Genomic DNA, 20,596 nt, shown 5'->3' on the forward strand with positions numbered 1-20,596 from the left:
GTCACGCTACCGGATGGGTCGGCGCGGTACCTTCCGCTTCGCGACAGAGATGATCGAGGCTGCGAGGTCGGAAGTCGGGTCGCGTTGGAGCAACGCGGGAGCAGCTTCATGCTGGCCCCGATCGTGTGCCCGGATGCACGAGCGGGTGACAGGTGACTACCGACCTCAACACCGCGTCCGGGATCGCCGTCGCCGCGCTCTACCAGTTCACGCGCTTCGACGATCCTCACGCGCTGCAAGGCCCGCTGCTTGCCGCATGCGACGCGGCGGGGGTGAAGGGCACCCTCCTGCTCGCGCGCGAGGGGATCAACGGGACGATCGCCGGCACGCCCGACGGCCTCGACGCCGTCCTCGCCCATATCCGCGCCCTGCCGGGGTGCGAGGCGCTGGAGGTGAAGTTCTCCGAAGCGCCCGCCATGCCCTTCGGCAAGCTCAAGGTCCGCGTGAAGCGCGAGATCGTCACGATGGGGCAGCCGGACATCGATCCCACCTTGAGCGTCGGCACCTATGTCGATGCGCAGGACTGGAACGCGCTGATCGCCGATCCCGATACGCTCGTGATCGACACCCGCAACGATTACGAGGTCGCCATCGGCACCTTCGCGGGCGCGGTCGATCCCGCCACCCCGTCCTTCCGCGATTTCCCCGCCTGGTTCCGCGACCACCGCGAGGAACTGCTCGAAGGGAAAAAGAAGGTCGCGATGTTCTGCACCGGGGGCATCCGCTGCGAGAAATCGACCGCCTTCCTGCGCGCCGAGGGCATCGCGGAGGTCTACCACCTCAAGGGCGGGATTCTGAAGTATCTCGAGCAAGTCCCTGAAAACGAAAGCCTGTGGCAGGGCGAATGCTTCGTCTTCGACGAGCGTGTGAGCCTCGGCCACGGGCTTGCGCAGGGCACTCACACCCGCTGCCAGCCTTGCGGGCGGCCCTACCCGGCGGGGGCAAGCTGCCCGGTGTGCGGCCCCGCATCCGAAGTCCCGTGAGCACCGCGCCCGTCCTCTATTCCTTCCGCCGCTGCCCCTATGCCATGCGGGCGCGGATGGCGCTGTGGGTCGCGGGGATGACGGTGACCTTGCGCGAGGTGAAGCTCGCCGCCAAGCCGCCCGCGCTGCTCGCCGCGAGCCCCAAGGGGACCGTGCCGGTGCTGGTGCTGGCAGGCGGCAGCGTGATCGACCAGAGCCTCGATATCATGCGCTGGGCGCTCGCGCAGAACGATCCGGAAGGCTGGCTGGCGCGGGATGACGCGCCCCTGATCGCCGCCAATGACGGTCCCTTCAAGCACCACCTCGACCGCGCGAAGTACCCCGGGCGCTACGAGGGGGATGATGGCGCGACCGACCACCGCGCCGCCGCACTCGCATTGCTGGCCCCGCTGGAGGCGCGGCTCGCGGATGCGCCTTTCCTCGGTGGAGAGGCGCGCGGCTTCACCGACATCGCCTTGCTCCCCTTCATCCGCCAGTTCGCCGCGATCGACCCCGCATGGTTCGCCGCGCAGCCCCTGCCGCGCTTGCAAGAGTGGCTGGACGGGTTGCTCGCCTCCGACCTCTTCGCCGGCATCATGCCCAAATTCGCACCGTGGCAGGAGGGTGACGCGCCGGTCTTTCTGGGACCAGCCCCGCCCCGGACGTGATCCGGGGCCCGGCGCGCTTTTGGCAGTTGCGCGGGGTCCCGGGTCAAGCCCGGGACGGGGAAAGGTCAGTGTGCCCCAAGCCGGTCGCGCAGAACATCCGGACATGCCGCCAGCCCGTCCCTGAAGGCATCGACCAGCCAGCTCGCCGCCGGGCCGAGCCGCGTGTCCCTCCGCCAAAGCGCCGAAAGTCGGTAATGCGCGCCCGGCTTTTCCGGCAGGTCAAGCTCCACCAGCGTGCCCGCCGCCAGATCGCCCGCCACCATCCCGCGCGGCATGTTGCCCCAGCCCAGCCCCTCCTTCAGCAGCGAGTGCTTGGCGCCCAGATCCCCCAGCCGCCATGTCAGCGGGGAGAGCACCGAGAACTCGCGGCCCTCGGTGAGCGGCGAGCGGTCGGTCAGCACCAGTTGCAGGTGGCGGCGGCTCTCGCCGGGCAACACGCCAGCACGCGCCAGGGGGTGCGAGGGCGCGGCGACCGGGACCAGATCGAGCTCGCCGATCGCCTGCCGCTCCATCCCCGGATGCTCGCCGATCACCGGGCCGCCGATCGCGAGGTCCGCCCCGCCCTCGATCAGGCAGGAGGCGACCGCGCCCAGCCCCTCGATCCTCAGCGTCAGCGCGCAGGTCGGGAACATCCGCCGGAACTCGCCGAGCACGTGGGCGGTGACATCGCCCGGCACCATCACGTCGATCACCAGCGTCAGTGATGGCTCCTGCCCCGCATGGAGCGAGCGCGCCTTGGCCAGCAGCGCATCGACCCCGTCGGCCACGCCGCGCGCCTCGGCCAGCAGGCCTTCGCCCGCGGGAGTGAGCACCGGACGGCGCGAGCCCTCGCGGTCGAACAGGGTCAGGGCCAGCTGCGCCTCCAATTGCGCGATGCCGTAGGACACCGCCGAGACCGCGCGGCCCAGCGTCTTGGCCGCACCGCCGAAGCTGCCGTGTTCGGCAACCGCGATGAAGAGCCGCAGCTGGTCGAGCGAGGGTTCACCGAGTTTCATCACGCAATCTCCGCCTGTCCGCAGGCCCGGCCCAAACCCGTTCGCGTCGAGCGAAGTCGAGACACCCTTCACCGGCCTCTCGACTTCGCTCGAGGCGAACGGGGACTTGATACCTATATGTTCAGATAATCCGAACATCTTGGCAAGTTTTATCGCACTTATCTGGAAGACCCCGCCGGCCTATCTCCGCCACAACGAAGCACAGGAGACACGCCATGATCGAACTCAGGCCCTTCAACACCCTCGGCGCCGCCAACCACGGCTGGCTCGATGCGCACCATCACTTCTCGTTTGCGAGCTACCACGATCCGGCCCGCGTCCACTGGGGCGCGCTCAGGGTCTGGAACGACGATGCCATCGCGCCCAAGTCGGGCTTTCCGACCCACCCGCACTCCGACATGGAGATCATCACCTATGTCCGCACCGGCGCGATCACGCACCGCGACAGCATGGGCAACGAAGGCCGCACCGAAGCGGGCGATGTGCAGGTGATGAGCGCCGGTACGGGAGTCGCGCATTCCGAGTTCAACCTCGAGGACGAGACCACCACGCTGTTCCAGATCTGGATCATCCCCGATCAGCGCGGCGGCCAGCCCAGCTGGGGCGCGCGCCAGTTCCCCAAGGACGACCGCGCCGGAAGCTTCGTCCCGCTCGCAAGCGGCGTGGCGAATGACAATGACGCGCTCAAGATCCGCGCCGATGCCCGCGTGCTGGGCGCGACGATCAAGGCGGGCGAGAGCGTGACCTACACGCCCCGCAGCGCCGACCGCCACCTCTACCTCGTCCCCGCGACGGGCAAGGTGCGGATCGGCGACGTCGAAGCGGTTGCCCGCGACGGCGTGGCGATCACGCAACTCGCGGAAGTGACCATCACCGCGCTGGAAGACAGCGAAGTCGTGCTGGTCGACGCGGCGTAAACACCCCCCCGGAGCCGGCCGGCTCTCCCCCCCTCTCCCCCTGCCGGCCGGCTCCACCCCCTCTTCAGAACCGAAGGACCAAAGCCATGAGCAACATCCTCTACATCACCGCCAGCATCCGTTCCGAGGCCGAGAGCGTCTCGCGCAGCATCGGGCAGAGCATCGTCGACGGCCTCGCCGCGGGCGGCGCGAGCGTCACCACCCGTGATCTCGCCGCCAACGACCTGCCCTATGTCAGCGCCGAGCGTTTTGCCGCCAACCTCACCCCCGCCGCCGATCGCACCCCCGAGCAGGCCGAACTCGCCGCCATCGCCGACACGCTCATCGCCGAGCTTCAGGCCGCCGATGCCATCGTGATCGCGAGCCCGGTCTACAATTTCGGCCCGCCCGCCACGCTCAAGGCCTGGGCCGATCTGGTGGCGCGCGCCGGCACGACCTTCCAGTACACCGCCAACGGCCCCGAAGGCCTGCTGAAGGGCAAGACAGCCTATCTCGCCATCGCCAGCGGCGGCACCCCGATGGGCGCGGATTATGACTACATGAGCCGCTGGCTGACCTTCTTCCTCGGCTTCCTCGGCATCACCGATGTCACCCTGATCGCGGCCGACGGGATCATGGGTGTGGACGGCGAAGAGAAGATCGCCGCCGCCAAGGACGCCGCGCAAAAAATCGCCGCCTGAGCGCGGATTGCATGGGCGGGGGGCGGCTGACCAAGGGTCGCACCGTCCCTCGCCCACCCTTCCCTTCCTCCCCGGGAGAACCACCATGACTGACCTTGCCGCCTCGCTTTCCGACACCCGCACCGACACTTCTTCCGCGCAGGATGCCGGCGCGCTCCTCGCCCGCGTGCTGCTCGCCGCGATTTTCCTGATCATGGGCCTCGGCAAGCTCGCCGCGGCCGAAGGCACCATCGGCTATATCGCCAGCGTCGGCCTGCCCTTTGCCGAAGGGGTCTATTACGGCACCATCGCGCTCGAAGTAGTGGGCGCAGGCCTGCTGATCGCCGGCTACCACACCCGCGCCGCGGCGATCGTGCTGGGGGTGTTCAGCATCCTGGCCGCCGCGATCTTCCACGCCGACTTCGCCGACCAGATGCAGTTCACGAGCTTCCTCAAGAACCTCGCGATTGCAGGCGGGATGTTCCAGCTCGCCGCCTTCGGCCCGGGCCGCCTGTCGCTCGACCGCGGCTGAGAACCAGCGGGAGTTCATCGTGTGCCAGACCCCCGCCAGAGCCTCCCAGCCCCCCTCTAGACCCCACCTAGACCCCCTCCAGCCCCGTGCTCGGAGGGGGTTTCACGTGAAACATCCTTTTTTGCGGTTTCGCTGACGCGAAACACAGACCGCCCGCCCCGCCTCCCCACCCGGCCACCATACCGTAATGGTATTCTTGGTGGCCGGTTGGGGAGGCGGGGTGGCCAAAGGGAAGGAAGACCTGCGCCACCGAAGGTGGCATGAAATCACGTTTCAGGCTTGGGGATCTGCTCTTTGGGCAAGGTGCGGCTCGGGCGGATCACGATGATCGCCACCCCGGCCAGCGCCATCGTGCCCCCGACGATCAGCGGCCAGTGGATCGTGTCCCCCGTCAGCCACGTTCCGAAGCTGATGGTGAGCAGAGGGGTCAGCAGGGTGAGGGGCACGATGAGGTTCGCGTCATAGGTCTGGAACAGGCGGAAATAGGCCGAATGCGCGCCGACCGAGACGATCACCCCGGCAAACAGCACACACAGGGCCACAGCGAGCGGGGCGGCTCTAACCACCTCAATTTGCCCGCTTTCCAGCAGCAAGGTGGCAGGCAGCATGACCGCGAGCGAGGCCACCCCTGCCCAGGCCTGCAGCGTCGCTGCGCCGATCTCCAGCCGCTTGACGAAGACCGAGGCGAAGGCCCCGATGAACACGCCCGCAAAGGCGAAGCCGAGCCCGCGCGGGTCTCCCGCCTCCGATGGCGCGCCGATCGCGAGGCCCACTCCGCCCAGCGCCAGCGCCATGCCGAGCCCGCGCCGCCAGCGCACTTCCTCGCCGAGGAACAGGATCGCGAACAGCACGGTCAGCGGCGCGCCCGATAGGTTCACGATCCCCACCGCCGAGGGGCTGGCGGTCTGCAATCCTACGAATTGCAGACCGAAGCTCCCCCCCGTGATGGCAAAGCCGATCAGCAGGACGAGCGGCAAGCGGGCGGGCCTCTGGCGCAGCAGCAGCGGCATCAGCACCGCCACCACCGTCGCCGAGCGCAGCACGGTGTAGAACAACGGCGGGACGCCCAAAGTCGCCACCGCGATCTTGCTCACGACGATGTTCATCGCCCAGGCGACATTGCAGAACAGCATGATCCCGAGCGCGGAGAGGGGGAGGTTTTTCGGCATCGGATCAGGGTGTTGCGGGCAACCCTTGCGATATGTCCTCAGGCAATCCCTCGCGCAGTTCCTCGCGCCAGACGGTCGCCACCGCGTCCGAAGGCGCGCGCCAGTCGCCGCGGGGGGAGAGCGCCCCGGCCGAGGAGACCTTGGGCCCGTTGGGCAGCGCCGAGCGCTTGAACTGCGAGAAGCCGAAGAAGCGCGCGCAGAACCGGTCGAGCCAGTCGGCGATGGTCGCAAGCTCGTAGGCATTCTTGCGCGCGTCGGGGAAGCCTGCGGGCCACATGCCTACAGCGGCGTCCTTCCAAGCGTGCCACGCGAGAAAGGCGACCTTGGAGGGGCGCTGGCCGAAGCGGATGATGTGGTGGAGGAAGAAGTCGTTGAGTTCATAGGGCCCGACCAGGCTCTCGGTCGACTGCACCTGCCCGTCCGCACCCGGGGGCACGAGCTCGGGGCTGATCTCGGTATCGAGCACGCCGTCCAGCACCGCCGCGCATTCCTCGCAGAACTGGCCCGTGCGGATCACCCAGCGAATAAGATATTGAATCAAGGTCTTGGGCACGCCCGCATTGACCCCGTAGTGGCTCATGTGGTCGCCCACGCCATAGGTGCACCAACCCAATGCCAGCTCGCTGAGGTCGCCGGTGCCGACCACGAAGCCCTTGTGCTGGCCCGCGAGGCGGAAGAGGTAGTCAGTCCTGAGGCCCGCCTGCACGTTCTCGAAGGTCACGTCATGCACCGGCTCGCCGGCGGCGAAGGGATGGCCGATATCCTCGAGCATCTTGCTCGCCGCCGGGCGGATGTCGATCTCGCCCGCGGTGATCTCGAGCGCCTGCATCAACCGGTGGGCGTTGCTCTTCGTGCCGTCGGAAGTGCCGAAGCCGGGCATGGTGTAGCCGCGGATCGTGGTGCGCGGCAGGCCCAGCCGGTCGCAGGCCTTGGCCGCGACGATCAGGGCGTGGGTGCTGTCGAGCCCGCCGGAAATGCCGATAATCAGCGACTTGGCCCCGGTCGACTGGATGCGCCGCATCAGCGCGTCGACCTGGATGTTGAAGGCCTCGTAGCAGTCCTCGTCGAGCTTTTCGGGCCGGTCGGGGACGAAGGGGAAGCGCGCGACGGGGCGCACAAGGCCGATGTCGCCCGCGGCATAGGCGTGCTCGAACACGACCTTGCGATAGGAGTCCTCGGGCCGCCCCGCCCACTCGGCAGCATCGGCGAAGGTCTGGTTGCGCAGGCGCTCGGCGGCGAGCTTTTCGGTGTCGATGTCGACGATGGTGAGCTCGCCCGTCCGGTCGAACCGCTCCGACTGGGCGAGGAGCGTGCCCATCTCGTAGATCACGCCTTGCCCGTCCCATGCGAGATCGGTGGTGCTCTCCCCGTGCCCGCTCGCCGAATAGACATAGGCCGCAATGGCACGCGAAGCCGAGGAGCGGCAGTGGAGGTGCCGGTCGTCCGCGCGCCCGATGGTGACGGGCGAGGCCGAGAGGTTGCACAGGATCAGCGCGCCCGCGAGCGCGGCCTGCATCCCGGGCGGGATCGGTGCCCAGAAATCCTCGCAGATTTCGACGCCGAAGCGGAAGCCCGGAAGGTTGGCGGCGGCAAAGACGAGGTCGGTGCCGAAAGGCACTTCCTCGCCCGCCACGCCGATCCACAGATCGGTGCACCCGCGCCCGTGGGCGAAATGGCGCTTCTCGTAGAACTCGCGATAATTGGGCAGGAAGCTCTTGGGCACCACGCCGAGGATCTGCCCGTGGGCGATCACCACCGCGCAATTGTAGAGCTTGTCCGCGCGGCGGAGCGGCGCGCCGAGGATCAGCACGGGGTGAAGATCGGCGGAGGCGGCCACCACCTCGGCCAGCGCCTGCTCGACCCGTTCGAGGATCGCGTTCTGGAGCAGCAGATCGTCGATCGCGTAGGAGGACAAGGTCAGCTCGGGAAAGACCACCAGATCGACGTTCGCCTCATGCGCCTTCCTCGCCTCGGCCAGCACGCCCGCGGTGTTGAAAGCGACATCGGCCGTGCGGCTGCACGGGGTCGCCGTCGCCACGCGCACGAAGCCGTGCTCGTGCATGTCGTAGAAGGGGTGGGCCTCGGTCATTGCTGCGGCATCTCCTGCTGGGCCAGCGCTGTAACGCGGCAGCGCGCCGCTGCCTAGCTTTGGTCGGTGCCGAGATAGTCGCCCGCGCTGCCGCATTCTTCCAGAAAGGCAATCAGGCCGCGCTCGGCGCGGCTCAGCCAGCGGGTCTGGCGGGGCAGTTTCAGGCCTTCGCGCCACGCCGCCTGCCCCTCGATCCGCGCGATCACCGCCGGGTGGATATAGGAACTGCGCGCGATCGCGGGGGTGTTGCCGAGCCGTTCGCTCACGTGTTCGAGCATTGCCTTCAGCCGAATTTCGCCCAGCCCCTCGGCCAGCTTCTCGAAGGCGAGGCTGCTCGCGTGGAAGGTGCGGAAGTGCTTGGCGGAGAAATCGCCGCCCATCGTCTCGCGCAGATAGGCGTTGACGTCGGCGGAGGTGACGGGACGCACCTCTCCGCCATCGTCCTCGTAGCGGAACAGATGGTCGTCATCGCCCTCGCCCAGATCCGCCATCCGCCGCACCGCCGCCGCGAGGCCAGCGTCCTCGACCTCCAGATCGTGTTCCTTGCCGCCTTTGCCGGTGAAGTGGAGCGCCAGCTTGCGCCGCCCGACCTCGGCATGATCGGCGCGCAGGGTGGTCGCGCCGTAGCTCTCGTTCGACTTCGCATATTGCGCGTTGCCGATGCGGATCGCCGACAGGTCGAGCAGCCGCACCACCGCGGCGAGCGCCGCCTCGCGGGTGACGCCGCCGGCGATGTCCTCCTCGACGCGCTTCCTCACCAGCGGGAGCTTTCTGCCGAAGCTGGCGCAGGCATCGTACTTCGCGCTCTCGCGGGTGGCGCGGAAATCGGGGTGGTAACGGTACTGCTTGCGCCCGGCATCGTCATAGCCGGTGGCGAGGATGTGGCCGTTGGGTGCGGGGCAGAACCACGCGTCGGTATCGGCCGGCGGGAGCGCGATGGCGTTCAGCCGCTTCTTCTCCTTCGCGTCGCGGATCAGCGCGCCGTCGGGGTCGTAATAGGCCCAGTCCTTCCCCGCCCGCCGCCGCGTGATGCCGGGCAGCGTGTCGTCAACATAGACCAAGTTTTCCATCGGCAAGAGAAAGCCGCGCAAGGCGCCGAATGTTCCATCTTGCACCCCGCCCTCCCGCGCTCCAGCTAGAGGGCATAACGGCGCGCGCTGCTGCTGCGCCGAAAGGAGAATTCGCGATGGCCGACGCCACCTATACCCCGCCCGCCGTCTGGAGCGCCGACACCGTTTCGGGCGGCCGCTTCGCCTCGATCAACCGTCCGACTGCGGGCGCGCGCGAGGAGAAGGCCCTGCCCGAGGGCGACAACCCCTTCCAGCTCTACTCGCTCGCCACGCCCAACGGGGTGAAGGCGACGATCATGCTCGAGGAGCTGATCGAGGCCGGGCACACCGGCGCGGAGTATGACGCCTGGACGATTAACATCGGCGAAGGCGAGCAGTTCACCAGCGGCTTTGTCGGCGTGAACCCCAATTCCAAGATCCCTGCCCTCCTCGACAAGAGCGATCCGGCCAAGCCCTTCCGCGTGTTCGAGAGCGGCGCGATACTGGTGCATCTGGCCGAGAAGTTCGGCCTGTTCCTCCCGACCGACCCCGCCGCGCGGGCCGAGGTGCTGAGCTGGGTGTTCTGGCAGGTGGCAAGCGGCCCCTTCATCGGCGGCGGCTTCGGCCACTTCTACGCCTATGCGCCCGAGAAATACGAATACCCGATCAACCGCTATGCAATGGAAACCAAGCGCATCTTCGACGTCGCCGACAAGCGCCTCGCCGAAAGCCGCTTCCTTGCCGGGGATGAATACACCCTCGCCGATATCGCCAACTTCCCCTGGCTCGCACCCTTCACCACCGGCACGATCTACAACGATGCCAAGACCTTCCTCAGCATCGACGAATACACAAACGTCGCGCGCTGGGTGAAGGAGATCGCCGCACGCCCGGCGGTGAAGCGCGGGCGGATCGTCAACAAGGTCTGGGGTGACGAGGATACCCAGCTACGCGAGCGCCACTCGGCGGCCGATTTCGCGGGCAAGCGCCTCGACTAGGCCTGCGAAAAAGGGGGCGAACAGGTGTTTTCGCCCCCTTCACATCCTGTTTCGAGCCGCTATAGGACGCCGCTCTTGCTGGGGCGTAGCCAAGCGGTAAGGCAGCGGTTTTTGGTACCGCCATGCGAAGGTTCGAATCCTTCCGCCCCAGCCAATTCCCTCAAAGCACTGAAATTGAACAGGATTTTGAGGGTAATCCCCGCAGAATCGCAGCTATCCTCAGCAACTGTCCCAACCAGCTGTCCCACGGAAGGTAAGGACAGCAAGCCTCGACAAGGGGTTTGCTCCATGCCGCGTTCTGCCTTCTCCAATCTCAAGCGCCGCGGTGCCGTTTATTGGTGGCGCCGAAAAATTTTTCTCAAAGCTTTGGGTTTTTCGGAAAAATTTTCGATAAGCTCAGAGTTCAGCCTTCTCACCAAGGAGCTGGACCACGCTCGCGGGCGGTCCGCGGCGATGACCGCTTACAGTGAGAGGCTTCGGATGAATTTGCGAACACAGGTTGCCGCCAACGGGCTGGATCAGGAAACGGCCGCCGCGATCTTCGTCGAGGAGATGCGCGCCTATCGTAACGAACTCGTGCATCTGGAGGCGGCGTGGAAAGCCAGCCCCGTCTACAGCAAGCTGTCGAACTCTGACGACGATCTCGCCGTGTTTCAGTGCCTCTGGCAGGGCATTGCCAACGACGGACTTGGCGTGCCACGTGACTGGTCTTTCGTGGAACGCCACTTCCCTTGGTTCCCCGAACCCATGAAAGTCCGCATCCGTGGCCTATTGCGTGATCACCCCGGTCTTTCCGACACGGTGCGCGAGGCCGCGATCGCGCGGCTGAACGCGCAAGGCCTTGAAGCAAACGCTTTCAACACGTCGGTGGCAGCTGATCTTGTGGTTCAGGCGCGTGCAGCGGCAGCAGAGGCCGTGCGCAAGGGCAACCAACTCATTGACACTACAACGCTCGCACAAATGGCATTGGAAAGAGCGAAGCCGACATTTGCGCCAATAGCGGCGCCTGCGCCCTTGCCCAGCACGGTCATCATTCCTGCGCAGCAACCAGTGCAGATTTCAGAGCCGCAGCCGATTGCCAGAGCGCCGAGAAAGGTCAGCCAAGGCAAGTTGACCGAGGAAGAGGCTCGCTTTGCAGCCATGACGCCCACGGAATTTGTCGCTGTCTTCGTTGGCGAACGCTATGGCGGGCTCGAGCATCGGGTCGGGACCAAACGCCCCACGAAAATGGTCGGTGATTCCACGATCCGTGACCTTCATTGGGCCGCGCTTCTCCTCGAAAAGACGATTCCTGCGGGCCTTCCCTTCTCGAAAGTGACCTACCAGCACTACGTGGAGCTGGACGGATGGTTCGACCGCCTGCCCGTCACCATCGGCAAGTCGCCCTCTGATAAGGACCCCGCGACCACCCTCCAGATGATCGCCGACAAAGCGATCGACAGGATCGTTGCTGGCGAGATGGAGGCTGACCAAATTGGCCTGACAACCAACACCACCAACAAACATTGGCACAACATCAAGCGGATGCAGAAGCAGCTGTGTGCACTGGTTCCGGGGCTTACCGAGATCGATGCAAGCAAATTCATCACGCCCGACGATCGCGATAGCCGGGAAGCGCGTGATAAGCTGAGCAACGAACAGGCAAAAGCGATCTTCTCGCTACCACCGTGGACGGGGTGTCACAGCGTCAACGAGCGCCTCGATGAAGGCAGCCAGCTTTACCACGATGGCTTGTTCTTCGTTCTTCTGCTGGTCTGGTATACCGGCGCAAGGCGGGAAGAGATCTGCAAGCTCAAGATCGACGACATCTTCTGCGATGCCCCATTGCCCTACATCTACTTCCGACCGACGTCGACAGGCGGTCTGAAGACGACGAATTCCAAACGGAAGCTTCCCGTTCACAGGGAACTGCTCCGGCTTGGGTTTCTTGAATACGTCCGTGCGATGCAGGATGCTGGCGAAACGCTGCTATTTCCCGAATTATATCCGTCGGGCGGCACCAAGCGTGCCGTTGGCGATGTGTTTTACAAGATCTGGTGGATTTACATTCGCCCATTTGTGCCGGACCTAAAGCGTGGTCAGGCGATGCATGCGGCCAGACACTCCGTATCCGATGCCCTCAAACAGGCTGGAATTGATCTCGAATCACGCAACGATCTTCTTGGCCACAGCCAGCAAAAGCTCGGCGATGGGGCTGCGACCTACTCTGAGCCGGTCGCGCTGGCGCGGATGATGGACATGCTCCAAGAAATTCCGGTTGTGACCGATCACCTACCTGATTGCGTGGGGACTAACCTTCTTCCAGATTCCATGCGGATCGCTAGACCAGCTCGGGCGGTAAAACCACGTTGAGCTGTCCGGGTGGACAGTGGTTCATCTGACAGGGGACGGGTTCGCCCAACGATCGTGATGGCTGCCGGTGGGACTTTACTGCCATTTCCAATCTAGAGGAGATGCGTCAGCTTTTGTCAGATGCTGACAGTCAGCATTTGTTCGTCCGGAGTGGCGTTATCTCTGAAGCGGGGCGGGTAGCCACCAGCTACCTATCAGAAATTGAGCCCTAGGAAGCGGACTTTCAGGTTCCCGATCAAGGTTGCAGGCAGTCCGCTACTCCTGGTAAGTCCCAGCATTCATGGAGATTTTCATTGGATAAGTGGGGCAAGCCACTTGACGCCGCAGCGACCCCGTAGGAACGCTATTCTCAGGCGAGGGAGAATTCTCCTGAAATGTGGTCAGACAACGAAACAGTCCGCGATCTAGTCAATTTCTCGCAAGTTGCGGAAATCGCTGCCGAGCGAATAGTGGGCGCACGCGGTGAACCGCTATCGATGGGGATCTCCGGCGACTGGGGCGTCGGAAAGTCCTCTATGATGAAATTGCTACGAAATTCGCTCGAGGGCCGCGACGAGATTGACGTCCGGTTCGTTGAATTCAATGCGTGGCTTTACCAGAACTATGATGACGCGCGCGCCGCGCTCATGGAATCTATCACGGCAGCGGTGGTCGAGCAGGCCATTGAGAAGAAGGACACCCTGGCTAAGCCTGCACTGGAGAAGGCCAAGGGACTGCTCAAGCGAGTGAACAAGCTGCGGCTTCTAGGTCTCGCAGGCTCGGCGGCGGTGGACTACTTTACCATGGGTGCAATGACCCCTTTCGTGGCGGGCGGCATGGCTGCGTTTAGTGGGCTGACAGACGGCAATGTGACTGGCGAGGACATCAAGGAGGCTAAGGATGTCGTCGCACAGGGCCTCACTGACGGTAAATCCCTCCTCGATGACGCCGAGAGCGACGAGAAAGCGGAGCCCACGGAGGAAACACCGCGGAAGGTCATACAGGCATTTCGTGATGACCTCGAGGAGACATTGAATAAACTGGATATAACTTTGGTTGTGCTGATCGACGATCTCGATCGCTGCCTGCCCAAGACCGCGATTGCCACGTTGGAGGCCATGCGGCTGTTCCTGTTCCTAAAACATACCGCTTTTGTCATCGCGGCCGACGAGGGCATGATCCGCCAAGCAGTGCGCTCCCACTTCGACGGTGTCGAACTTGATGCAGACCTGGTCACCAACTATTTCGACAAACTGATCCAGTTGCCCATCCGTGTTCCTCCCCTTGGGACGCAGGAAGTGCGGGCTTATCTGATGATGCTGTTCGTCGAGAACGAGGAAGGCTTGGGCGAGGACAGCAAGGATCGACTACGAGCGGCCGTCTGCAATCGATTGGGGCAGTCATGGGAGGGTAAGCGCGTCGACAAGTCATTCATGCTAGAGCAGATCGGTGAATGCCCGTCGGCCCTCCTCAACAGACTAGCGCTCGCTGAGCGTATTGCACCGATCCTGACGACGTCGCCCAAGATCAAGGGCAATCCACGGCTGATCAAGCGATTCCTCAACACGCTCTCGATGCGGATGTCGATGGCGCGCATCCAGGAAGTGAGCGTCGACGAAGAGGTCCTAGTCAAGCTGCTCTTGTTCGAGCGGTGCGGTGACAAAGACGCTTACGCCGAGGTGCTGCGGGCCGTGAACGAAGCGGACGACGGCCATCCATTGATGCTTGCCGACAAGGAAATGCGGGTTCGGGGCGACAGCGACCTCCCTCCTCTGGAGAAGCCGTGGAACGACTCCTTCCACTTAAACTGGCTCGCTCTCGATCCGCCGCTTGCCGATCGTGATCTCCGCGGTGCCCTCTACGTGAGCAGAGAAACTCACCCAATGATATCCCGCGCAGACGAGCTCTCATCAGACGCCAAGAGCGTTCTTGATATGCTCCTTAAAATGACTTCGGCCAGCACGACCGTTAAGGAGGAAGTAGACAAGCTCTCCACGCTGGAAATTGCCCAGGTCACCGATGCGGTCCTCCTCAAGGCTCGTCAAGAAACTACATGGGGAACGCCGAACATTCTCAATGCCATGCAAGTTCTTGCCAACGCATCCTCGGCATCCGCTTCTCTCGTGATTGCGTTTTTCGACGCGGTGCCCACCACCCAAATCAAGGCTCCGCTCGTCCCACGCCTGGCGAACACCGAATGGGGGAAACAGATTTTAGCCTCACTCAACGCTCGTGAAGACATGAAGGGCTCTGCGCACAGGGCTATTCAGACTGCGATGAAGGGGAAAGGCTGATGGGAACCTCCGCCTCAAGCAAGGGACCGGGTTCAGGACCCGACATCCCCATCGTTCCGCCATGGGTCGATGACCCGCCGAAACCAGTGCCACAGCAGACACCCCCGAATGTGCAGCCCAATCCCCAGTCTCCACGGGGCGGACCGGGCGCCCCAACCCGGCCGGGGAAATTGAAACCTCCTCAGATCCAACAGCAACAGCCGCCCCTACAAGAGCCATCGCCACCTGGGCGTTGGCGCGGGACTCGAACTTCGCTCGGCAAGTTTGCCGGCGGAGGATCAGACAGGGAACGCCATCTGAAGCGCGCCCTAGGGAATTATTCCAGAAGCGGGATGGGTGGAAGCCAGAACGCGGCACGGCGCCTTAGTGGGTCTTCACGGGTGGCCAGCAGCCTCCATTACGCACTAACCTCGCTATCGTCCGGCGCGCCGCTACCGCAAGATCTTGGCGTTGACGCACAAACTCTGGCCGGCCTCCCACCGGATCAGGTGGTCGATGCGCTGGTAGATGCGATCAGGCCAATCGACGGGACTCAAGACGCAGAGGTCACACGTGATTCTGCGGCGCGTGCCCTATCGGAAATCCTGGCGCAGAATCCGGACCTCACGAGCCTCACACCTGAGCAAATAGACCACGTGACGGCTTCTCTCCTTGGCCACGACGTCGCACACAGGATCGAACTAGATGTCGGCAAGGCGGTTATCGACAAGGCACCAACCAAGGGGGAGGGGCTGGAACGCCTACAGGAGATGAAGGATTACGTGCGCGAAGTCGTTGCAGCCGAATATGCGACCGAGCGCGCCAAGGCGGGAGCGGTAGGCAGGGCAACCATCGAGCGCATTTCGAACAATGCCATCCAGCAGACCTTCGAAGTATTTGAGGACGAGGCCGACCTATGACAGCCATCTCGTGCCTTCCCGAAGACATGGCCGACCTGCCCGGATCAGATGTCCGGTTCGACCTTTATTCCAATTCCCGCATCGGCTCGAGGGGCCGTGTAGGAGACCTGGTGCCCGGCCGTCTGCGACGACATGGCTTGCGTCCCTCGACGCTGGCATGGGATTTCACCTCTTTCGCGCTCGCTGCGGTAGCTGCCGACGAAGCAGTATCGCGCGAACGCAGCCCAGACGGCTGGACGCGTGAGATCGAACTCACGCTAGCGGTAACGAATCCAGACCTGTGGAATTCGCAGCGCGGGCGCCTGACCGAAGCACTGCGGTTCCTGTCGGGCGACATCTGGTCGCTCGAATTCGTTGGGCACGGCATCGTTCCGTCCGGCCGCGGTAAGGAGCGAGTCCGCTCTGAAGACCTAGTCTGCCTTCTGTCCGGTGGCATGGACAGCTTGGTTGGCGCGATCGATGTTGTAAACGAAGGGCAGGTGCCACTGTTCGTCAGCCAGATCGCCAAAGGTGACTCCGACACTCAGAAATGGTTCGCGCGGTCGATATCTCCTAAGAGCCTTCATCTCCAAGTAAACCACTATGCCCGGCCTCCCTGTCGGTCGGAGCGATCGCAGCGTGCGCGTTCGCTGGCATTCCTCGGCTTCGGAGTTCTGGCCGGTAGCTGTCTCGCGAAGCACCGCGATGGGAGCCCTGTGGAACTGCGGATCCCTGAGAACGGCTTCATCAGCCAAAACGTGCCTCTGACACCCATGCGCACCGGATCCCTCAGCACGAGGACGACTCATCCGTATTTCCTGCGTCTGATCCAGGAAACAATTGATGACGTCGGGCTGCGCATCAATCTCCACAACCCCTACGAGACCGCCACGAAAGGCGAAATGCTTGTCGGTTGCGCTGACCAACGTCTTCTTTCTGGCTTGGCGGGAGCCTCCACGAGTTGCGGACGCTATTCGAGAACCGGGTTCCGGCATTGCGGACGTTGCGTGCCATGTCAGGTGAGGCGAGGCGCCTACTTGGCCTGGGGCAATGCTGACGATACGGTCAGGGGATATAAGTATGACGACTTGAGCCAGAACGACAGCAAGCACGCACGGTTCGACGACGTGCGTTCAGTGGCGATCGCGATCGAGACGGTGCGAGCCAGCGGTATCGAGGATCTCATAGGAGGCGCGCTGAACGGGCAACAGCTCGGTAATGTCCGGCCCTATCGCGACGTCGTCGAACGTGGCATCGCTGAGCTAGCAGCTTTGCACGCAAATCTCCGTGTTCCATGATCGATTTCCATTGCCATATCGACCTTTATCCCGACCCCCTCGCGGTGCTGAATGGCATCGATACCAGAGGCACTTACGTGCTTGCGGTCACGACCACTCCCAAAGCATGGCGTGGCACCATGAAGCTGGTGGGTGATCGCAAGCGGGTGCGGGTCGCGCTAGGGCTTCACCCCGAAGTTGTCGCTCAACGCCATCAGGAAGTCGCGCTCCTGTGCGGCCTGCTCCCAGAAGCGCGGTATGTGGGCGAGATCGGGCTCGACGGAAGCCCTGCGCATCGGCAATCGCTAGATCTGCAGGTAACTGTGTTCGAAAGGATCCTCTCCGAGTGCTCTCGCGTCGGTGGCCGCGTGATGAGTATCCATTCTCGAGGGGCCGTTTCAAGGGTGCTAGACTCGCTAGAGAGGCACCCAAGAGCCGGAACCGCCATATTGCACTGGTTCAGCGGAACGATGAGGGAATTGGAGCGTGCCATTAGCTTTGGATGCTGGTTCTCCATCGGTCCGGCTATGCTCCGATCCAATCGTGGACGCGAGCTCGCTTCTGCGATGCCTCTAGACCGAGTCCTTACCGAAACCGATGCACCCTTCACGCGCTATGGCGATGATCCGCTCATGCCTTGGCAGGCTTTCGATTGCCTCGCCGGACTGGAAGGTGCTCGAGGTATAGATCGGATTGAGCTTGGCAAAATTGTCGAGGACAATCTCCGCAGAGTAGTCCAAGCCCAATCTGGGCGATGACAGTCACCCTTGAGATCAGGGCGCTAATGGCCGCTTTGCCCCGCTTTCGAAAAATTGCTGCCATTCAGAAATCGACCCCGAAGCGGTCGTCAGGGGCCACCCTCCTTCCGAAAATCGCCGTGCCGAAGTGTGGCTGGCAGGCTAAAGTCCTTCAGACCGTGCCCGGGCTTTAAGCTCGGTTCAGGATACACGCTCAACCACCGTAACCGCGCTTCAATCCCGGTGGTCACAGGATCACCGGTGAGCTCGACGGTAACGCGCTTCAGTTTCACCCCCTCACCAAACGTCGCCGCAAGATCATCAGGATCGACCTTGGTCACGCTAGTCGGATCGGTCAGATCACCGAAAACCACCATCATCGGGTAAGCAGAACGCTCGGGTATCCACGCGATGCGCGGAAAAGTGCGGGGCACGACTGCGGATTCCGAGGTGATCTCGCGCGGTGTTCCGATTTGATCGCGCGCGGGATTCCGAGGTGATGGCGCGCGGTGTTCCGAGAATTGCGCGCGCAGCATTCCGATATGATCGCGCGCAGTTTGAGGTGAGGCTCACCTGATCGTTGGGGCATTCTTTCGACCGGATAACGGTTGGAGGAATGCATGCCGACGAGGAGAGTTACGATGCGCCATGTGCGCGAGATTTTGCGTCTGAGTCTGGACTGCGGGCTTTCGACGCGGGTGGTTGGCGAGCGGGTCGGGGTCGGACCGACGACGGTCCGGGATACGCTTCGGCGGTTCGATCGGTCGGGTCTGACTTGGCCAGTGCAGCCTGAAATGACGGACAGCGACCTGGAGTCCCGGCTCTACGGCGTGCCAGGGGTGAAGCCCGGGCGCCGCAAGTTGCCTGAGCCCGACTGGGCGGTGGTGGCGCGCGAGTTGAAGCGCAAGCACGTGACGCTGCAGATCCTGTGGGAGGAATACCACGCGGCGAACCCCGACGGCTATCGCTACAGCCGGTGGTGCGACCTGTTCCGGCGCTGGGAAGGCCGGCTGCCGCTGGTGATGCGCCAGAGCCATGCCGGCGGTGAGAAGCTGTTCGTTGATTATGCGGGCGACACGGTGCCGGTGGTGGTAGACCGCAGAACCGGCGAGATCCGCGATGCGCATCTGTTCGTCGCGGTGCTGGGCGGCTCGAGCCTGTCGTTTGCGTGTGCGACCTGGACCGAGCAGTTTGCTGACTGGGCCGAGGCTCACAATGCTGCCTTCGCATTCTTCGGCGGAGCGCCGCAGCTGCTGGTGCCCGACAATGCCAAGGTCGCGGTGATCAAGGCTTGCCACTTCGATCCGATGCTCAACCGCAGCTACACGGACATGGCTCGGCATTACGGGACGGCAGTGCTGCCGGCACGGCCGAGGAGGCCCAAGGACAAGGCGAAGGTTGAGGCCTGTGTCAGGATCGTCGAGCGCTGGGTGCTGGGCCGTCTGCGCAATCGCATCTTCTACAGCCTGGCCGAGCTCAACGCTGCCATTGCCGAGTGCCTTGCTGATCTGAATGAGCGCCGTGTGCTTCGCCAGTTCGGCCGCACGCGCCGCCAGCTGTTCGAGGAGGTCGATGCGCCGAACCTGAAGCCGCTGCCACCGGAGCCATGGGTTCATGCGCAATGGAAGCGCTGCCGGGTTGGGCTCGATTACCATATCGCGCTCGAGCAGCATCATTACTCGGTGCCGCACCGCTACGCGCGGCGCGAGGTTGAGGTGCGTTACACGGCCCGCAGCGTCGAGATCTTCCTCGGCGGCGAGCGGATCGCGGTGCACATGCGCGGCAGTGGCAATGGTCGGCACACGACCGTGCCCGAGCACATGCCATCGAGCCACCGGCGCTATCTCGACTGGACACCGGCAAAGATCCAGGAGGAGGCGGGCCGGATCGGCCCGATGCTGTCGCTGTTGATGGCGCGCATCATCGAGGACCGGCCGCATCCCGAGCAAGGCTACCGTTCGTGCCTGGGGATCATCGGCTTGTCCAAGCGGTTCGGCGCTGAGCGCCTTGAAGCGGCTGCGCTTCGCGCGCTGGAGATCGGCGCGCGCAATTATCCGTCTGTAAAATCGATCCTCGAAAAGGGGCTCGACAAGGTGCCCGTGTCCAAAGCCCCGGAGCGCGAGCCGATCCTGCACGACAATATCCGGGGCTCTCAATACTACCACTGAAAGGAGCAAGGATGCTCAAACACCCCACACTTGATCAGTTGAACCAGCTTGGCCTTATCGGCATGGCCCAAGCCTTTGCGGATCTGGATGGCAATGGCGATGCCGCCAGCCTGAACCACGCGGAATGGCTGGCGCTGCTGCTCGATCATGAAGCGACATGGCGCAATGACAAGCGCCTCGCCCTGCGCCTGCGTCAGGCAAAGCTGCGGCACCAAGCCGTGCCTGAGGACGTTGATTATCGCAGCGCCCGCGGGCTCGATCGGCGGTTGTTCGAAATGCTGCTGAAGGGCAGCTGGATCGCTGCCCATGAGAACTGTGCGATTATCGGACCAGCAGGGGTCGGCAAGAGCTGGCTGGCCTGCGCCGTCGGGCATCAGGCCTGCCGTGACAATCGCTCGGTTCTCTACACCCGCCTGCCGCGGTTGATCGACGAGCTGTCGCTTGCCAAGGGCGATGGCCGCATTGCTGCGCGCATGAAGAGCCTGGCCCGCGTGGACCTGCTCATCCTCGATGACTGGGGGCTTGAGCCGCTCGATGGCAATGCCCGCCATCATCTGCTGGAGATCCTCGAGGATCGCTATGGGCGCCGTTCAACGCTCGTAACAAGCCAGCTACCCATCGCGCGCTGGTTCGATCTCATCGGCGATCCGACCTACGCCGATGCCATCCTCGATCGGCTTGTCCACAACGCCCACAGGCTCGAGCTATCCGGGGAATCCATGCGGCGAAGCATCGCCGCTCAAGCCGCTTGACCCGCGGCAAAGCATAGTGCCACAACATACCAACGATCAGGTGCTTCACCTGCGCGCGATCAAAGCGGAACGCTGCGCGGCATCAGATCGGAATACATGCGCGCGATCGTCGGAATCCGCA

18 protein-coding genes and 1 tRNA gene are annotated in these 20,596 nt (G+C 63.8%); 14 read left to right on the top strand and 5 right to left on the bottom strand.

Going from position 1 to position 20,596, the window contains the following annotated elements; genetic code table 11:
• The first annotated feature begins 152 nt into the window (after positions 1–152).
• Together trhO and BZF57_RS15265 are read left to right on the top strand one after the other, a co-directional pair.
• Entirely contained in the window at positions 153–983 is an 831-nt protein-coding gene (gene trhO / locus BZF57_RS15260) for an oxygen-dependent tRNA uridine(34) hydroxylase TrhO (protein WP_086739532.1), read from the top strand.
• Entirely contained in the window at positions 980–1,630 is a 651-nt protein-coding gene (locus BZF57_RS15265) for a glutathione S-transferase N-terminal domain-containing protein (protein WP_086739534.1), read from the top strand. The genes trhO and BZF57_RS15265 overlap by 4 nt, the downstream gene beginning before the upstream one ends.
• Positions 1,631–1,695: 65 nt before the next feature.
• On the opposite strand, the gene BZF57_RS15270 is transcribed toward BZF57_RS15265, so the two are convergent.
• Complete coding sequence (locus BZF57_RS15270; RefSeq protein ID WP_086739537.1) at positions 1,696–2,625, bottom strand: LysR family transcriptional regulator; 930 nt, start codon at positions 2,623–2,625, stop codon at positions 1,696–1,698.
• A gap of 215 nt (positions 2,626–2,840) precedes the next feature.
• Here BZF57_RS15270 and BZF57_RS15275 point away from each other — a divergent pair, with 215 nt between their 5' ends.
• The 3 genes from BZF57_RS15275 to BZF57_RS15285 all read left to right on the top strand — a co-directional run bounded on the left by BZF57_RS15275 (position 2,841) and on the right by BZF57_RS15285 (position 4,733).
• A complete protein-coding gene (locus BZF57_RS15275; RefSeq protein WP_086739539.1) occupies positions 2,841–3,542 on the top strand; it encodes a pirin family protein in 702 nt (233 codons plus the stop codon).
• A gap of 86 nt (positions 3,543–3,628) precedes the next feature.
• Positions 3,629–4,222, top strand: a complete 594-nt coding sequence (locus BZF57_RS15280; protein ID WP_086739542.1) for an FMN-dependent NADH-azoreductase — start codon at positions 3,629–3,631, stop codon at positions 4,220–4,222.
• A gap of 85 nt (positions 4,223–4,307) precedes the next feature.
• Positions 4,308–4,733 carry a DoxX family protein gene (locus BZF57_RS15285; protein ID WP_086739544.1) on the top strand — a complete coding sequence of 142 codons (426 nt, stop codon included), beginning with the start codon at positions 4,308–4,310 and terminating at the stop codon, positions 4,731–4,733.
• Between the two features lie 266 nt (positions 4,734–4,999).
• Here BZF57_RS15285 and BZF57_RS15290 read toward each other — a convergent pair whose 3' ends face one another.
• The 3 genes from BZF57_RS15290 to BZF57_RS15300 are packed head-to-tail and all read right to left on the bottom strand — an operon-like array spanning position 5,000 to position 9,061.
• Entirely contained in the window at positions 5,000–5,902 is a 903-nt protein-coding gene (locus tag BZF57_RS15290; RefSeq protein ID WP_086739547.1) for a DMT family transporter, read from the bottom strand.
• A gap of 4 nt (positions 5,903–5,906) precedes the next feature.
• Positions 5,907–7,991: an NAD(+) synthase gene (locus tag BZF57_RS15295; protein WP_086739549.1), complete on the bottom strand. Its 2,085-nt coding sequence runs from the start codon at positions 7,989–7,991 to the stop codon at positions 5,907–5,909.
• A gap of 53 nt (positions 7,992–8,044) precedes the next feature.
• Positions 8,045–9,061, bottom strand: coding sequence for a DNA topoisomerase IB (locus BZF57_RS15300; RefSeq protein ID WP_086739551.1), 1,017 nt, complete (start codon positions 9,059–9,061; stop codon positions 8,045–8,047).
• 116 nt (positions 9,062–9,177) lie between these two features.
• On the opposite strand from BZF57_RS15300, the gene yghU reads away from it, so the two are divergent.
• The 7 genes from yghU to qatD all read left to right on the top strand — a co-directional run bounded on the left by yghU (position 9,178) and on the right by qatD (position 17,576).
• Entirely contained in the window at positions 9,178–10,038 is an 861-nt protein-coding gene (gene yghU / locus BZF57_RS15305; RefSeq protein WP_086739553.1) for a glutathione-dependent disulfide-bond oxidoreductase, read from the top strand.
• Between the two features lie 79 nt (positions 10,039–10,117).
• Positions 10,118–10,192 (top strand) — tRNA-Gln (locus BZF57_RS15310).
• Between the two features lie 134 nt (positions 10,193–10,326).
• Positions 10,327–12,390: a site-specific integrase gene (locus tag BZF57_RS15315; RefSeq protein WP_086739556.1), complete on the top strand. Its 2,064-nt coding sequence runs from the start codon at positions 10,327–10,329 to the stop codon at positions 12,388–12,390.
• Between the two features lie 374 nt (positions 12,391–12,764).
• Positions 12,765–14,663, top strand: coding sequence for a KAP family P-loop NTPase fold protein (locus BZF57_RS15320; RefSeq protein ID WP_086739558.1), 1,899 nt, complete (start codon positions 12,765–12,767; stop codon positions 14,661–14,663).
• A gap of 332 nt (positions 14,664–14,995) precedes the next feature.
• Positions 14,996–15,562: a Qat anti-phage system associated protein QatB gene (qatB, locus tag BZF57_RS15325; RefSeq protein WP_338029944.1), complete on the top strand. Its 567-nt coding sequence runs from the start codon at positions 14,996–14,998 to the stop codon at positions 15,560–15,562.
• A 26-nt stretch (positions 15,563–15,588) separates the two neighbouring features.
• Entirely contained in the window at positions 15,589–16,839 is a 1,251-nt protein-coding gene (gene qatC, locus BZF57_RS15330) for a Qat anti-phage system QueC-like protein QatC (protein WP_162291026.1), read from the top strand.
• Complete coding sequence (gene qatD, locus BZF57_RS21790; protein WP_086739564.1) at positions 16,836–17,576, top strand: Qat anti-phage system TatD family nuclease QatD; 741 nt, start codon at positions 16,836–16,838, stop codon at positions 17,574–17,576. Before qatC ends, qatD begins: the two co-directional genes overlap by 4 nt.
• Positions 17,577–17,665: 89 nt before the next feature.
• On the opposite strand, the gene BZF57_RS20855 is transcribed toward qatD, so the two are convergent.
• The gene (locus BZF57_RS20855) at positions 17,666–18,091 is read right to left on the bottom strand and encodes a hypothetical protein (protein WP_143738516.1); all 426 of its coding nucleotides are present in this window, start codon (positions 18,089–18,091) and stop codon (positions 17,666–17,668) included.
• A gap of 105 nt (positions 18,092–18,196) precedes the next feature.
• Between BZF57_RS20855 and istA the strand changes: the two genes are divergently transcribed.
• Together istA and istB are read left to right on the top strand one after the other, a co-directional pair.
• Positions 18,197–19,723: an IS21 family transposase gene (gene istA, locus BZF57_RS15345; protein ID WP_162290999.1), complete on the top strand. Its 1,527-nt coding sequence runs from the start codon at positions 18,197–18,199 to the stop codon at positions 19,721–19,723.
• A gap of 11 nt (positions 19,724–19,734) precedes the next feature.
• Complete coding sequence (gene istB / locus BZF57_RS15350; RefSeq protein WP_086738086.1) at positions 19,735–20,475, top strand: IS21-like element helper ATPase IstB; 741 nt, start codon at positions 19,735–19,737, stop codon at positions 20,473–20,475.
• Positions 20,476–20,596: the final 121 nt, after the last annotated feature.

The sequence above is a fragment of the Erythrobacter colymbi genome, from assembly GCF_002155685.1.
Taxonomy (GTDB): Bacteria; Pseudomonadota; Alphaproteobacteria; order Sphingomonadales; family Sphingomonadaceae; genus Erythrobacter; species Erythrobacter colymbi.

Excerpts from the sequence above, each read along its gene's own strand:
- qatC (WP_162291026.1), top strand. The coding sequence starts at position 15,589 with ATGGCCGACCTGCCCGGATCAGATGTCCGGTTCGACCTTTATTCCAAT.
- BZF57_RS15295 (WP_086739549.1), bottom strand. The coding sequence starts at position 7,991 with ATGACCGAGGCCCACCCCTTCTACGACATGCACGAGCACGGCTTCGTG.
- BZF57_RS15285 (WP_086739544.1), top strand. The coding sequence starts at position 4,308 with ATGACTGACCTTGCCGCCTCGCTTTCCGACACCCGCACCGACACTTCT.
- BZF57_RS15270 (WP_086739537.1), bottom strand. The coding sequence starts at position 2,625 with ATGAAACTCGGTGAACCCTCGCTCGACCAGCTGCGGCTCTTCATCGCG.
- BZF57_RS15300 (WP_086739551.1), bottom strand. The coding sequence starts at position 9,061 with ATGGAAAACTTGGTCTATGTTGACGACACGCTGCCCGGCATCACGCGG.
- BZF57_RS15315 (WP_086739556.1), top strand. The coding sequence starts at position 10,327 with ATGCCGCGTTCTGCCTTCTCCAATCTCAAGCGCCGCGGTGCCGTTTAT.
- BZF57_RS15320 (WP_086739558.1), top strand. The coding sequence starts at position 12,765 with ATGTGGTCAGACAACGAAACAGTCCGCGATCTAGTCAATTTCTCGCAA.
- istB (WP_086738086.1), top strand. The coding sequence starts at position 19,735 with ATGCTCAAACACCCCACACTTGATCAGTTGAACCAGCTTGGCCTTATC.
- istA (WP_162290999.1), top strand. The coding sequence starts at position 18,197 with ATGCGCCATGTGCGCGAGATTTTGCGTCTGAGTCTGGACTGCGGGCTT.
- qatB (WP_338029944.1), top strand. The coding sequence starts at position 14,996 with ATGGGTGGAAGCCAGAACGCGGCACGGCGCCTTAGTGGGTCTTCACGG.
- BZF57_RS15275 (WP_086739539.1), top strand. The coding sequence starts at position 2,841 with ATGATCGAACTCAGGCCCTTCAACACCCTCGGCGCCGCCAACCACGGC.
- BZF57_RS15280 (WP_086739542.1), top strand. The coding sequence starts at position 3,629 with ATGAGCAACATCCTCTACATCACCGCCAGCATCCGTTCCGAGGCCGAG.
- BZF57_RS15290 (WP_086739547.1), bottom strand. The coding sequence starts at position 5,902 with ATGCCGAAAAACCTCCCCCTCTCCGCGCTCGGGATCATGCTGTTCTGC.
- qatD (WP_086739564.1), top strand. The coding sequence starts at position 16,836 with ATGATCGATTTCCATTGCCATATCGACCTTTATCCCGACCCCCTCGCG.
- BZF57_RS20855 (WP_143738516.1), bottom strand. The coding sequence starts at position 18,091 with ATGCTGCGCGCGCAATTCTCGGAACACCGCGCGCCATCACCTCGGAAT.
- yghU (WP_086739553.1), top strand. The coding sequence starts at position 9,178 with ATGGCCGACGCCACCTATACCCCGCCCGCCGTCTGGAGCGCCGACACC.